The organism is Roseibium sp. RKSG952 (assembly GCF_009711355.1).
The window spans coordinates 224,248-238,815 of record NZ_SMMF01000960.1 but is presented as its reverse complement, the minus strand read 5'-3'; the positions used below and the strand labels follow the sequence as shown (position 1 = coordinate 238,815).

General features: G+C 53.4%; 10 protein-coding genes and 1 pseudogene. All 11 read right to left on the bottom strand.

Features of this window, described 5'->3' with window-relative positions:
- Nucleotides 1-367 precede the first annotated feature (367 nt).
- Nucleotides 368-540 (bottom strand): annotated as a pseudogene (locus E1297_RS50590) (transposase); the annotation flags it as partial.
- 47 nt (nucleotides 541-587) lie between these two features.
- Nucleotides 588-1,058, bottom strand: coding sequence for a hypothetical protein (locus E1297_RS42355; RefSeq protein ID WP_155149067.1), 471 nt, complete (start codon nucleotides 1,056-1,058; stop codon nucleotides 588-590).
- 227 nt (nucleotides 1,059-1,285) lie between these two features.
- Nucleotides 1,286-1,681, bottom strand: a complete 396-nt coding sequence (locus E1297_RS42350; protein ID WP_155149066.1) for a hypothetical protein — start codon at nucleotides 1,679-1,681, stop codon at nucleotides 1,286-1,288.
- Nucleotides 1,678-1,956: a hypothetical protein gene (locus E1297_RS42345; protein ID WP_155149064.1), complete on the bottom strand. Its 279-nt coding sequence runs from the start codon at nucleotides 1,954-1,956 to the stop codon at nucleotides 1,678-1,680. The genes E1297_RS42350 and E1297_RS42345 overlap by 4 nt, the downstream gene beginning before the upstream one ends.
- A 320-nt stretch (nucleotides 1,957-2,276) precedes the next feature.
- The gene (locus tag E1297_RS42340; protein WP_155149062.1) at nucleotides 2,277-2,699 is read right to left on the bottom strand and encodes an SMI1/KNR4 family protein; all 423 of its coding nucleotides are present in this window, start codon (nucleotides 2,697-2,699) and stop codon (nucleotides 2,277-2,279) included.
- A gap of 128 nt (nucleotides 2,700-2,827) precedes the next feature.
- Nucleotides 2,828-3,181 carry a hypothetical protein gene (locus tag E1297_RS42335; RefSeq protein WP_155149060.1) on the bottom strand — a complete coding sequence of 118 codons (354 nt, stop codon included), beginning with the start codon at nucleotides 3,179-3,181 and terminating at the stop codon, nucleotides 2,828-2,830.
- A 1-nt stretch (nucleotide 3,182) separates the two neighbouring features.
- Nucleotides 3,183-10,550, bottom strand: coding sequence for a DUF6862 domain-containing protein (locus E1297_RS42330; protein ID WP_155149058.1), 7,368 nt, complete (start codon nucleotides 10,548-10,550; stop codon nucleotides 3,183-3,185).
- A gap of 42 nt (nucleotides 10,551-10,592) precedes the next feature.
- The gene (locus E1297_RS42325; RefSeq protein WP_155149056.1) at nucleotides 10,593-12,317 is read right to left on the bottom strand and encodes a ShlB/FhaC/HecB family hemolysin secretion/activation protein; all 1,725 of its coding nucleotides are present in this window, start codon (nucleotides 12,315-12,317) and stop codon (nucleotides 10,593-10,595) included.
- On the bottom strand, nucleotides 12,317-12,808 hold the full coding sequence (locus tag E1297_RS42320; RefSeq protein ID WP_209016325.1) for an invasion associated locus B family protein: 492 nt from the start codon (nucleotides 12,806-12,808) through the stop codon (nucleotides 12,317-12,319). The genes E1297_RS42325 and E1297_RS42320 overlap by 1 nt, the downstream gene beginning before the upstream one ends.
- Nucleotides 12,809-12,834: 26 nt before the next feature.
- On the bottom strand, nucleotides 12,835-13,200 hold the full coding sequence (locus tag E1297_RS42315) for a hypothetical protein (protein WP_155149052.1): 366 nt from the start codon (nucleotides 13,198-13,200) through the stop codon (nucleotides 12,835-12,837).
- A 51-nt stretch (nucleotides 13,201-13,251) separates the two neighbouring features.
- The gene (locus E1297_RS42310; protein ID WP_155149050.1) at nucleotides 13,252-14,064 is read right to left on the bottom strand and encodes a tetratricopeptide repeat protein; all 813 of its coding nucleotides are present in this window, start codon (nucleotides 14,062-14,064) and stop codon (nucleotides 13,252-13,254) included.
- Between the last annotated feature and the right edge of the window lie 504 nt (nucleotides 14,065-14,568).

The window sequence follows — 14,568 nt, the reverse complement described above, 5'->3', positions numbered from 1 at the left end:
TAAAGATCTCGCTCCAAAAAATGGTCCGACATAGTTTTCAAGTATTCCATGCACTTCGTGTAATTAGGCGCGAAATCCGCTGTGGTTCTGACTTCGCCATACTTGCTTACAACGATAGCGCACAACTTCATGCTGGCTTGCTGAGGTATCTCAGTACTGCTGTTTCGAAAAAACATCCAGGCTCGATCATAGCCCAAACAATTGTGGGCCAGCACTTCTTGTTCATGGGCCAAAAATCCACGCCACTCTCGTTCACCCGCTTCAGTTGAAGGTGACTTAATTTCTGCAAAAGTTAGTTCGCGTCGTTCCATCAACGATAACCTCGTATAACTGTTAAGTTTGGCCGTAGATCAACAATACTTCCCAGCTGCGGATCAACACCGTTCATTTTGGCTGTTTCGATCAGAGTATAGGCGATGGCAGCAGCCTTGCCGCCCCCAACGGTGCCTATGAACAAGTAATTCTTGCGGCCAAGCGCGATGGGCCGATGCTGCGCTCACAAATGTTGTTGTCGAGTTCCAGCCATCCGTCGCTGAGATAAGCGCGGGCTTTGGGCATGCGGCTGAGTGCCTAGCGGATGGCGGCAGCTAGGGGTACAACAACCATGCCGCTCTTACACCGCCATCGGCTTTTCGTTTTCGCCACTCGCGCTCACGCAGCATTTTGGGATTTCTTCGTTGTTTGGGTGCATTCAGGTCACTAGCCAAAGCCTGCAAATCCTGACCAGATGCCAATCTTTCACGCACATGGGCTCGAAATTCCAAAGGTGGGTCAACCTGATATTCTCTTACAAGGTAATGTAGAAGACCCGACCAGCGGTATTTGTCGTCTTCGCCCCCATATTGTTCAATGGTGCGTTGCTCACTCAAAGGGTCTACTGGGTAACTTAACCAACCACCGGAATCAGTAAAAAAATCCATGTAATTCGATATTTTAGAAGCTTCTTCATTAGACAAAACACCTACATGATCTTGCAAGTCATCGAATAATGGTTCGTAAGCCGGGTAGTCTTTCCCACGCTCTACCGACCAGAAATTTAGACTATCTATCGACCGCATCACCAAGTCTCCATCATTCCGGCAAGAATATAGTCGAATTTGGATCAGATACGTCGACTCTCATTGGGTCCGCCATCAAGCCGAGACGCGTTCTTTAGCTCTCTGTTCGAAGACACCCAGGAGATTTCTTACTTGGCTCGTTTAAGGTCCTGCTTCCAGTATTCCTCGGGGATAGTGTGCCTGTTATTAGTTTAAACACTGGGTGCAAGCCTTGCACAGTTTTGATCCTAGCTAATGCCGAAATAGATTTCGTCGTCTTCAAAACGCATTTCCAAAATCCTATCGTTGTCTAAATGCAGCGCGACGACGGTTTTATCTGAGCTTTCTCTATGAAGTACCGTTTGAACAGTTTCTCCGCCGTCCAACGCACCTCCAAGATGCCTCAGCAGCGGAGCAAGAAAAGTGTACCCGATTTTGTTATCGAAGAACAATCGGTCAATGGGGCTGCCTTCGCGCCGAATCCGTCCACACCCATTGGCCGATAACTCATGCAGCCCTCCGTCTTTGCCACAATACACAACACTGGTTGGTGCGTTTACGTCTCCATCATGAGTCGCAAAGTAGACCGCCATAAGCTTGGATACCGGTAATCCCTTGAGTTCATCGCAAATGGATTTCGTCATTGCTTGTTTAGCTCAGCGATAAACTTCTCCATCGCGCCTTCGTCATGCTCGATTAGTTGGTCAAGATACTCTCGATCCAGCAACATCGGATGTATAAAAGCGTCTTTGCCGCGTGTGTCTTTTGTTAAAACCAACCCGTCCAACGAGGCGTCAACAATTTCACAATCCGAAGCTGGCACCGATAACAACCCTGGACACCCTAGTTCAGGTACAATGAGATGATATCGCTCAACATTTCCACGGTACTCAGCCCAATAGATACCGTGTACTTCCACTGACGAGTCTCGTCCTTTTTCTCTGATTTGCATTAAAGTAAACCGCCGTATTGTTTTGGTGGATACAAAATTTTATATCGTATGCTTGGCCAGTGTTTGCATTGTATTGGTAGTGAATAATCACCCTCTGTCCGTTCTCTGTGACTATATGCGTATTCCCAAAAGAATACCGCTTGAATCCCAATAGCACTGCCGCCCAATCCCAAAGAGAACGTGCATCATGGTAGGTGATTTTGCAGAGGCGGGAACCGCGAAGACTTCATCTATCGCAGCGGTTCCCGCCTCTGTTGCGCGCATTTCAGATCGTTGATGGTGCGCTTTTAGCCTTCTTCTAGCCAAACCTCTTTTGCCCAAGTTGCTAGATCAGGCCAAGTTTCGTCTGATGAACCGTTATGATCCCAGAATCGGACACTCCCATCTGGAGCAAGGCAATAATAGTCACCGTTGTCTTCACAGATTGGAAGCCAATCTCGCGTCACTCCAATCTTTCGGCCTTCGTCAAGTCCAACGCGAAGGTCACCATAGTCCTTCATAAGTTGCTCGTTTAAAGTGAAGGGTGATATGTAGCCAACAAACGCATTGCTTACCGTTTTCAAGAACACCTTATAATCGTCGGAAAAAGACAACCCAATCGCTTGCTCATATTTTTCTATGAGAGCATCGTCGGGCAAAGGTTGCTTGCGCCCATTCGGCTCGTCTAGCAGATCGATTTGATCAATAACTTCTTGAAGCGAAACAGCCATCTAACACCTCCTAGAAGTCCTTAGAACGGTTATTTTCTTCTGACTTCAATATCCTACCCTCCGTCAAAAGGTAAGAACCGAAATTTAATTGGTCTATTTGTATGGTCATCTACTCGACCCAAGTTCGGTTAGCGTCGAGGTTTCTGATCGGGGTATTCGAACTTTGTCGTTACAGTCCCATCTTCATTTATGAACAGTGTGAATGCATCCCAGTCACCGCCGGTATGCGCTTTCATCTTGGCATGGAGCTCGGGAACCAAATCCTTGACGGAAGTTCGAAGCGTACGATCCAATGCTGCAGAGACACTGTTGCCATCCTCAGTATAGTAAAAAATTTGCCCTACACTAAAGCTTCCATCTTCATATCCGTGATCATACTCAAACTTACATTTCGCAGAAGTTGCAGCCGATGGGCAACTTCCTTTGACGATGTGATACAACTGGTCGATGATTAATCTTTGCTCTTCGATGGGATTACTCATATTAACCTCCCGCTTCATTTTTGAAGTCTAGAATTCTAGTTTCACCATTGATCTGGTACTCGATCTCAAGACTATCCGGCCTCGGATTATGAGGATCAGATCGGTTCAAACGCACCGTTACATTTCCAACATCATCACCATTTTGCAGTGAGCGGGTGATTTCGTTCTCCCATCGCTTATAGGCACTGTTATTGAAGTTCGAGTTCTGAGGGAACAGATTAAACCGATCACAAGTTCCACCATGACGGCAAGCTTGAATGTGACCACCAACATCACCGTCTATACCTTCTTTACCGACCGCAGTTTGCCGGGCGTCACGAACACCAGGGCTATCCAAAGGTCTATATGTTATTTCATCGACGTACCCACCTTCACCAGTCTTGAAGGTAGTACCGTTGCTCAACTCAGTAGTCGTATTTGGTTCTGGGTTGTTCAATGCCTCGTATTCTCGGGTTCCCTTTCGAGCATCTGATACATCAACTTTGATTGTATTTGGTGTAGTACCATTTAGTACGATTTTGATACCACCGCTTGTCGCGCTGGCAGCGCCTGCGACGCCCGTAGCAGTGAGGTATCCGCTGATGAACACCTTGCTGCGCAGCTTGTTGGCTTCATGGATCTTGCCCTGCGCTTCGAGGCGATCAGCTTTTTCCAGATCGGCCTTTATCTGGTTTTGAGTTGTCCCAATCGGGTCTTTGATCAAGTCCCATGTCTGGCTGGCAACCAACTTCAGCTGTTTTTGTGCAGTCTCGTCACCTGTCAGAGCAAGAGCGGAAATTCCGACCAGGTCGATTACACCCTTTGCTGAATCCACAGGCATTTCAATCAAGGCTTCACGGGCAGCCTTCGACATGGCTTCACTGCTGTACGTCCCGAATTTCGAGGCGACATCGAGATATTCGCCGAGCGTACCGTCAGCCAAAACTTCGCGGGATCTGTAGGCCCCTTCGTAGCTTTCAAAGGCATCCTGAAGTTTGGCCAACTCGCTACGACATTCAGCAGTAGCATTTCCAGCGCCACAAGCTGCAGCAAAGCTGGCGTCATTTTTCAAGTCGAGTTCATTCAGCTCTCGAAGCTTACTGAGGTCTTCTTCGCAGCCTCCCGACTGGCATTCTTCACTCAACAGCTTGTCAACAAGATCTGAACGTAAGGCAGCGTCCGTATGTGACAGGTAGTTATTCAGCGCCGCAGACTGCGCGACAGCCGCCGCCGCGACGACGTTGTCAGCATTGCCCCTAGATGCGAGCAGGCCTGCGACGGCACCAAATAGCTCCGCACGTTTTTGAATCTCGTAGTCTGACAGCCCTGCGAGCGCAGGATCCGTACCTACATAAATACTCTGTGCAATTCCACCTGCCGCGCCCGCCGCGCAGTCCGCACCGGTGGCTTCGGCGGCGGCACAACCCGCGAGTGCATGAAGTAACATATGACCTGCCGAGCCTTCACCACCGTTGATGGGGTTGCCATTCGCGTCGGTGAACAACCCACCGATCTCGAACTGAGCATCTGCCAGCGCCAGGTTTGTGACTGTCTGTACAAGGCTTGCCGAGAAACCATCAGCGAAGTCAGTCCCATAGACGGCTGAACTCAGACCGGAGGAAATTGAGCCGTCCAACGCCCCTTCCAGAATGCCGGCTACCGTGAGTTGTGGACCTTTCGGACTACCAAGGCCACTGATCAATGCATCATTCAGGGGGCTGTTTTCGGGGATATTCAGGTTGATGCCTGATGTGAGTCCCGCTGACACGCCTGAGAACGCAGCTGCTTCCAGAATCGCGCCTAGGTCGAGATCTCCCGCTACGACACCATCCAGCGTTTCGACGAGCGCTGTTGAAGTGAACGCATTGGCTCCATTGGAGACGGCTACCGAGGTCAGGTTTGGCAGCAACTCACCGACCAGCTGAGGCGCGACATACGCCGCCACCACAATTGACACCAGCGCCTTGAACGCGGGCGAGAGCTGCGTCTTCTCTTCATAGAAATACTCATCCGCCAGTTCCTGGCTGATCAGCTCCAGACCGTCGATGGCCAGAAGTTCCTCAGGATAGAGATCTTGCGGGTTTGGTGCATCAACACCTGCGGTTTGATACACTACCAACTCAGCATCACCGCCGATGTCAAAACTCATGCCTTGTCCGGCAAGCAATTCGGTCAGAACGGCCGTTTCCGTAAAGCTGGTCTCGGTGATCGTGGTCATGGTGACCAGACCCATGTCGGTCTCGAAGAACTCGGAGCGGTGGCTGTCGATGGCGGCCTGAACCGAGAAATCACCCCCGGTTTTGATGTTCAGGTTCTGGCCAGCTGACAGCGTTGCACCGACCAAAGTGGTGTCTGAGCCGGACACGATGCTGAGATCGAGCGCTGCCAAAGCATCTGTGCCGGTGTTGATGTGGTCAACCGTATGCAGCTGGCTGGATTTGCTCAGCAATCCGCCAAGGTAACTCTTCTCTTTGGTATGCGTCTCTTCAAACACATCGGTGTAGGTTCCGACGAGGATGTTGCCCTCAGTCGCAGTGAGGTTGATATCACCTGATGCGCTGGCGAACTCTGTCCCTGCAGTGGTCAGGTCACCTGTCTCGGCGATAATATCGATATCACCACCTGCTGTGATTCCGACGCCACGGTTGGTGACGGCAAGCGTAGATCGCGTCTCCTTCTTCTTCGACAGGAACCCTCTGCTGGTTTTGCGGGTTTCCGATTTAGCTATGTCCTGCGCCGCAGCCAGAACTACATCGCCAGCCGCTGCCAGATGTGCCTTTCCGCCCGCATCAATCTGTGTACCGACCAATACCGCGTCCCCGCCCGCATTGGCGATGAAGTCCCCACCTGTAGACAGTTGCGTAACCTGGGCGGTCAGGGTCAGGCGATCCGTCCCGTTCTTCGCATCGCCTTCACTGTATTGCACGCCGGATTGCTCGGCGAGCAGGTATAGGCTGCCACCCGCTGTTAGTCGCGTGTCCCCTGTGACCTGCGCCTGAACACCGGCCAGTGTCATGTCAGCAGAGGAGATGATCGACAGGTCACCACCCACGTCAAAGCGCGAGGCAAGGTTCTCGGTGATCTTGGTGACACTTGTGTTGGTGTAATATTCTTCTGTTTGCGCCAGGCCTGCGATGACGACGTTTCCGGCGGCAAATATAGAGGTGTCCGAAGTCGATCTGATCACCAGCGCTTTACCGGAGAAATCTCCGCCTGTGATGATATTGACCAGGTCTCCACCAAGTTCAGTGTCTTCAAAATCAATGTTACCGAACGACGTCAGGGACAGAGAGCCACCTTCTGCAATCAGCGACCCACCAGAACCCGTGATGCTACCAGCCGTAATCTTCAGATCACCACTTTCGGATGCGTTGGCTTTATCCAGCGATGCCAACACTCCGCTTTCGGACAAGCCGAACCGGTCGCCGAACCCGACAAATTCTGAGCCGGGTGTTTGGACTGCGTTTTCACCGTCAAAGCTTACGCCGTCGCTTTGATATCCATTCCATTCGGTGGGCCGATTGATGTTTTGGAACAGCTCATTCTGAATCTGCAGACGATCCAGGAAGTAATCAGAGGAAAGCAGGTCCTCATAGGAAACCGGCATGGTTCCGAAATTGGTACGACCTTCACCAATCAAAGCATCCAGGTTTGCAAGCGTCTGAAGCTTGGGCTGAACCGGGTCAAGAGACGGGAGGGTCACCACATCCGGTTGAACCGGTGCCAGCGCTGGCAAGTCCAGAACATCCGGCTGAACTGGTGTCAGGGATGAAGCCGGAACGATCAGATCAGGCAGAGACGCCTGGGTAACGTTGGAGTTTTCCCGCGGAGGAACAACACTAGCAGTTCCGGATCGAATATCTCCGCTCGCCACTACTGACGCGCTGTTGATGTTGACAGCTCCACCAGCCAACACTTGGCCGATCTCCGACGTTGCTCCGTTAGAGGTTTCGCGGGAGATCGGGGAATACGTTACTCTTTCGGTGCGCGTGGTGAAGGCCGCGTCGCTACCACCGCTGCCCTCGTTGATCTCGATGGTCAGGTTTCTTGTGTATGTCGCCGTGTGCGTGACCCTTGTGTCCTGATACCCATTGTTTGCAAAACTAGAGCTTTGAACGTCGATCCCGCCTTCAGCAGAAATCAGACCGGCGTCGTTGCGCACAGTGCCCGCCTGAATGGCGATGCCCGCGCCAGACACGATTTCAGGTTTCGCGCCAGAGGCTGCAACTGAGGTGCCAGTGCTCCACGTGGCGCCGCCCTGGTTCGAGTAGACACCATCAAAACTGTAGATTGTTGCGCAGCTGCTCGCTCTGTCCGCGCCTCCATTCGATCTGCTGCTCGTGAAACAGCTGCCCAACTCCAGATCCGCTGGATTTGTCGAGACCCTTCGGCTACGTGTTTTGTTGTCTGGGGTTCCTGCAAATATCTCGACGCCCGATTGCGAGGGTTCCGTCACAATACTGTCGAAACGATTGACAAACGTTTCCGCCTCGATGGCCAAGCCACCATCTGCTTCAATACGCCCAGACTGGTTCAGCACCGTACCATCTTGTGCAACCAGTTGCATTGTCTCGCCGGACTTCAACAAACCACCGCGGTTGTTCAGATCAGACCCACTGCGCAGTTGAAGATTACCACTCGCTTTGATCGTACCCCGGTTCTCCAGGTCACCTTCGAGATCGAGCAGAAGATCTCCATCGAACTCAACCCGTTCTGACGCGGCGATAGTAAGCCCACCGGTTTCCAACGTGACCGCAAGACCATCGCCAGCGCGCAACTGATCGAAATGCGAAGCTCTAAGCCCTCCATTCAACGACCCGGATTGCAGCTCCAGTACCGACTGCCCCACCGCCAGCGCGTCTGCACCCAGGTTGGTCTGTCCGGAGGTTGTAATATTGGTGTTGCGGGCGTTTATCTGCCCTTGAAGATCAAGGTCTCCAGCTGTCACGGAAAGATCGGCCCGTTGACCTGCAATCATGGTGCCGTCAATGACCGCCCGATCCGTTGCTGTTACCTGCAAATCTGCAATAGCTGCAATTTGCGAGCTATCTCCGGTTTGCACATGATCACCGGACAGCACGACTGACCGTCCACGAGATCTGCCCGAATGCTCCAAAGTGCCATCACGAGCTTCGAGGGAAACACTGTCTTGTGCTTCGGCTTGTCCGGCGATCTGAGCCCTGGTCCCGGAGAAAGCAATGGATCCGGCCACAATCTCGGATGCGTCTCCGGTTGTGAGTGAGGCTCCGGCGTTGAGTTCGGCTCGGTTCTGAACCGCAGCACGTCCGTTAAGCGCGACTTGGGTCTGAGCGTCTACATCGAGTGAATCCGCCACCAATTCGGCACCATCCTCAATGGTTACCGACGCGCCGGTCGATGTGATTGCAAGCTCTGCCCCCGACGCGAGTTCGCCATCGAGGAGGATCTGATCTGTTGCCGTCACAGTGAGGCCATCCACCGCAGCGATCTGGGATGTATCGCCAGTCTCAACAGTGTCGCCAATTATCGAGACATTCTGCCCACGAGACACGCCGCTATGCTCAACCGCGCCATCCGTTGCCTCAATCGTCAGCCCATCAACGGCTCGAAGTTCACCAGATAGCTGCGCAGTTTCCCCCGTGAGCACCACGCTGTCGGCCAGCAGCTCTGAATCCGCCCCTGTGGCCAGCTCGGTTCCCGCCGACACAGAAGCTGTCTCATGAGCGGCGGCCTTGCCATCAAAATCAATACGAGTCTGCGCCTCAATATTCAGGGATTCAGCCAGAATCTCGGCATTTGTTTCAACGGCTATCCCGGCTGCTGTGGATTTGAGAGTCAGCCCCTTACCGGCGACTAGCTCTCCGCTGATCTTGGCTTGCTCTGCGGCGGTTACGCTCAAATCACCTGCTGCGGCGATCTGCGATCCATCGCTCGTTTGAATGTCGTCACCTGTTATCGTGACAGCTTGCCCGCGAGACGTACCCCTGTGGTCGACGCTCCCGTCTGTCGCTCCAATGGTCAGGTTTTCAAGTGCTTGCACCTGGCCTTCAATCCGAGCGTCACCTCCGGTAAGAGCCGCAGATTCCGCGACCAGTTCTGAGCTGGCACCTGTTACAAGCTCAGTTCCGGCCGTCAGCGAAGCCGCTTCCAGGGCAGCTGCCTTTCCGTCGAATGTCAGCTGTGTCAGCGCATTCACATCAATGGACTGTGCGAAGATTTCGGACGTGCCGTTCAGCGCTACGGAAGCACCGGTTGATGCTGCCTCAAACGCCTCGCGCGCAACAATCGCGCCGGAGATGTTTAGCAGACCGGCGCTTTCCAGACGGATTGCACCGCCCGCTGCCTGACCGTTGAAGGTCAGGTCTCCGTTGCTGGTTCTGATGTCGATCAGATCGCCGCTCTCGGAAGTGATCGCGCCTTCAAGAAGGATTGGTCCCTGGTTGCGGACCTGAATGCGACCGCCCGCACGAATTTGCGGTGTGTGACCACCAGCAGGAGCACCCAGCGTCAGTTTCCCATCGGCCCGCAGCGCAATATTGGTTGAGGAAGCCATATCCCCGTTTAGACGCACACCCACGCCGTTCTCGGTGGCAATCAAACGGATCGCATTGGCATACATGCCACCAAGAGCGGCGACATCCACAGCCAATGCCGGGGCCGCACCTTCTCCGGCCTGCTCGGTGATCCCTGTTACGGCGCCGGTCTCAGGATCGTAGGACCAGTTATAGTCCACCTGATTGGCACCGGCGACGACATTGAGCTGATCCGCACGCATCTTGCCATAAATTGCGGCCGCTCGTGCAATCACATCGACGCGGCTGGTGTCGGTCAGACCTATCTGGTTTTCCGGGTTCAGACCTCCGGCACCGATTGTAACAGTGCCTCGACGTACATCGAACCCAGTCAGTGCCCCATTGCTACCGAATTGCGGCTTTCCGGTTGTCAGGGTCGCACGGCCCGTGTTGATGAAACCACAGCCGTTGCAAGTGATGCCAAACTCGTTGGCAACCACCACGTCCATGCGCTTTCCGGCGACTTCCAGAATACCGCCCAGCTGGGTCTGATTTCCACCAACAACCTCACCGATCCACAGATTGGCCTCTTGTCCCGGCGCCAGGTTGTCGTTGCCTTCGATCACGCCGCCCAGTTGCGTATTGGTAATCGTGGCCGAGTTGTTCAGGATCAAATCATTAGCCTGGAAGTCGGTGTAGACATCGTGGCTGACGCCCGCGCCATTCGGGGTCGAGATGTTGATTACGGTGGTGCCGTTCAGAGACTGGTCGACATGTGGACGCGGACCTGTACTTGGGTTCACAGGTTGGATGTTCTGCGCATGAAGCAGGGCGGGTTGTATCGTCAGCGCCAGCGTCAGAATTGAAGAAACGACTTTCTCAAACACACTTCTACGCATGGATAACACTTCCCAAATTGCTTTGAACGGCCAGAAATCTCATCAGAATTGCAACCTCAGACTGACATACCCAACGGTCTTGTCGGACTCGAAGGCTGGATTGGTATTGGGTGGGGAATCCTCAGGTCGGCTTAACGCGTGCGCCACCTGCATCTGCAACGTGACCTGACTGTTCATGATGACATCCGCACCCAGACTGACACCTGCCAGATGATCCTGTGACCAGCGTCGCAGTGCCGACGGCTTGATATACCCAAGATCGAGGCCAGCATTCATGCGGACCTCAAATCTGGGTGCCTTGTAAGCACCCCATTCGACGGTGTTGCGCAGATAGATACCGGTATCGCCATAAAGGCTATTGTCGTGAAAGCCGCGAACCGTGCTCCAGCCACCGATACCGAACTGCTCAATCCCCGGCAGGATATCGTCCGAATATTGCCCGGCCAGCGTACCCCGATAGGTCAAACCGCTTTTCCCAATCGGAGTAGAGAAATCAGCGCGGAGTTTTACCAGACGGAAATCCTGATCGATGACGCTCCGTTCCGGAATGTCAGCTCCCAGCGCATCGAGTCCGGCCTTTAGGCCTATGTTCCAGAACAGCCGACCCTGTCCGATGGTCTGTTCACCTCTCAGGCCAAGCGAAGCAATCGTCAGGCGCTGACGTTGGCTGGTGATCTCGATGCCATTAATCGCGGTTTTAGTTCTGTTCAGCTTCAAATCACCATAGGCGTAAATCTTAGAGGTCTGGTTCCGCATCAATAACCGTTCGGTCAGAAGGATCAGGTATTGGCTGCGCCCCTCTGTGACAAAGGACTGATTGATGCCCTGGGTGATGAAGCGATAGTCACTGGCTCCAAGATCCGCATTGAACAACCAGTTGCCCACCGGCAGACCCCAGTTGAGAGAAACAGAATCCGAATAACGCTCACCGCGTTCTTCAAAGGGGGTGGTGGTGATCCCAATCCGCAACTGGTCATTAAGATTCAATGCATTGTCGAGACCAAAGCTGCTGGTGCCTTTGATCCGGCCGGTGGATTCGAAACCGGAATTGTCAAACTGAAAATCCAGATACCACGGGCGTCGATCCTGCACATCAACCTGGATGAACGAACCACCAGGCGTCTCTCCTGGCACCAGCTGGAATTGTCCGCTCGCCGACCGGGGAGCATTGATGTTCTCCAGGCCCTGTTCCAGGTCGCGTAAATTCAGAAGGTCACCGCGTGCAGTCGGAAAGGCCGCATTCAGACGCAAATCGGCTGGTTTGCCGGTTCCGTAGACATACCCTTCGATCCGGCCCGGCACGATGGTGATCGCAAGCGATCCATCTGCAATGTCCTGTTCCGGCACGTAAGCGCGGGTCGTGATGTAACCCAGCTCCTGATAGAATGTGTTGATCAGGTTCAGTGTCTGCGCAATGTCGGCCGCTGTCGCACAGGTGCCAATCAGATCGCGATACCCTTCGGGCTGATGTTTGAAAGCTTCAAAACCTTCGAGGTCAATGCTGCGGATATCGAAACAAGGACCACCGGGAGGTGGGATATAAAACTCCTCCCCAGCGGTTTGATCCTGCACTACATCCTCACGCTCTTCGAATTGCCTGCGGCGACGTTCCTGTTCTTCGGTCTGCTGAGTTTGTTGCTGAAGAATATCATTGTCGATGCGCTGCAAATCACCGGGCGAGACGCCTTGCGCCCAAGTGCTGGTGGCCATCAACAGGATAGCGCTGAAACCAAATGCTGCGGTCAGAGAGTGGGATCGCAAACCCATCAGTTGTCACCCGCAATGCTGAAGCGACTAAAAGCAGCTGTGAATCCGCGCAGAGAAACGGGAAAATCAACGGCCTTGTCGCGGGCGGTCCAAACTCGGGCCTTTACCTCTAGTCCCTTGCGAAAAGCTGACAGAACATCCCCTTCCATCCGAAATCCGGCGTGGCAACCAAATTGGTCGCAGACTTCATACAGGACCTTGAAGGGGCGACGGTTGTCTACATGTAGCTCGATGCCCGGGGCCAGATAGACACCAACCGGAACCGTCATGACTGCATAGCTGCGATCCGTGTTTTCATCGTCAGACACACTCATCAAGAAAACAGGCGGGCCATTCTCTTCGGCGGCAACGCTCTGCATCATCTGGCAGACGGTATCCTGTTCCGCCGGCTGGCACAGAACCAGCCAATCTGAAAACACCTCTTCCGTGGGCCCGGGTTCAACCACTTGCGCCAAAGCCGCCGACTGGAAGAGGGCGAGACCGATACTCACGGCCAGCCTGTATCGAGAACCGCACCTCATGCGCACTCAAACCTGTATGTCATGCGAACGTGCGGCGTGTTCACCGGAAAACTTGCTGTTTGGACCAATTGGCCGATGGCTGGGTTCCATGTTTTTTGTGTGTATGTGGTCTGTTTATCGAACGGGGCGGAGACGGAGCGGGACGTGATGGTCGCTTGGCCCGTACAAATCTCGTTGAATGCGTTCTGGCTGAACTTGTCCTGCTGAGCGGCATGGTTTGCGCGCACCTCTATGGATGCGGTGTAGCCGCCGTCACTCGATCGCGAAACGCTGTAGATTTCTTTGAGCTGCTCAGGAGAAGTCTCTGAGCAACCGCTCAGGCCACACAGAAAAAAAATGGTTAGTAAGAAAGGATTTTTCATTACAGCTGAATCAACCTGAACTGACGAGAACTCGAGAACTTGAAAACGCGGCTACTGCGCAGCCTGATCCAGTGGCGTAGCTTCCCACTCGCGGGCGAAGCTTTGAGCGGCCTCCAGATCGCCGCGGCTCAGTTGTGCATTCAGTGTATCTCTGAGAGTTCGAGCCTCCTCCATCCCTCGTGCAGCCGCCAGGTTGGCGTACCCATGCGCCTTGATGAGATCCGGGTTCACGCCGTTTCCTGACTGATAAGCTTTGGCCAATTCGAAGAGCCCTAACGGGTTGCCAGCTTCCCCGGTGCGAGAGAAGTTGTCGAAAGCCGTCTCATAACTCTGCGTTACACCCGTGCCATCACGGTAGGCTTGGCCCAGATAGTTGATTGCAGCCACGTGGTTCTGCTCTGCGGCTTGCTGCCAGAATGCCACTGCCATGGCCGCATCCTGTTCCACACCTTGTCCATCTGCGAACAGCAACCCGCAGTTGAATGCGCTGTTGGCATCTCCTGACTCAGCCGCTGCACAAATCAACTCCGCAGCGCGCTGATAATCCTGCAAGACCAATTCGCCATTCAGATACATCAAACCGAGCCGGTTCTGCGCCAACGCACTGCCCTGTTCAGCTGCCGCGCTATAGAGTTCGACAGCGCGGCGCATGTCGCGCTCAGTTCCCAAGCCCATCTCAAACAAGCGCCCGATGAAGAACGCACCATCTGCGTCACCGTCATCAAAACCAGCCTGAAACTCCTCGACTGCGCCCGAAACATTACCAGCTTCGAGGGCGGCAATGCCCGCAGGAACATCAGCAAATGCAGCACACGCAATAGATGCGGACACTGCTCCGCCAAAAGCGGACTTCAAAATACGCATTCCGTAACCTTTTGTTTGCCTTATTATCTTCTGGCTAACAAAGGTCGAAACACACGTTAAGGGGGAAAATCAAATCGAACTTCACTAAAAAGTTACACGCCTCTGGTCTGTGACCGCAATGTGGCGCGACGCTACGAGAGAAGCCCTGAGCGGTCGTTTTGTCGCCACATTTTTACACACGAAAACAAAATGTCTGAGCTTTTAACGATTCCGAACTTACCCAGAACACAGCCGATCCAGCTTTAGGGTTCTCAAACGACGAATCAGTTTGTCTGAAAACTGTATCGGCGGGATGGTGCGGCTACCTCTAGACAGATACACGACGGAAGTTTTCGTCCAAGCTTTTTAGCAAAACATGAGCGTCGCGGAACAATTGCGACGCCTATCGCAGCGAGAATGGCTCAGCCGCAGGAGAGTGTCTTCGAGGTAGGATACACCAATCCAAGAATCCATCCCGTCAGATTTCACTTATCTCCCCACATCTCGTCCAATTAAGCCTTTAAG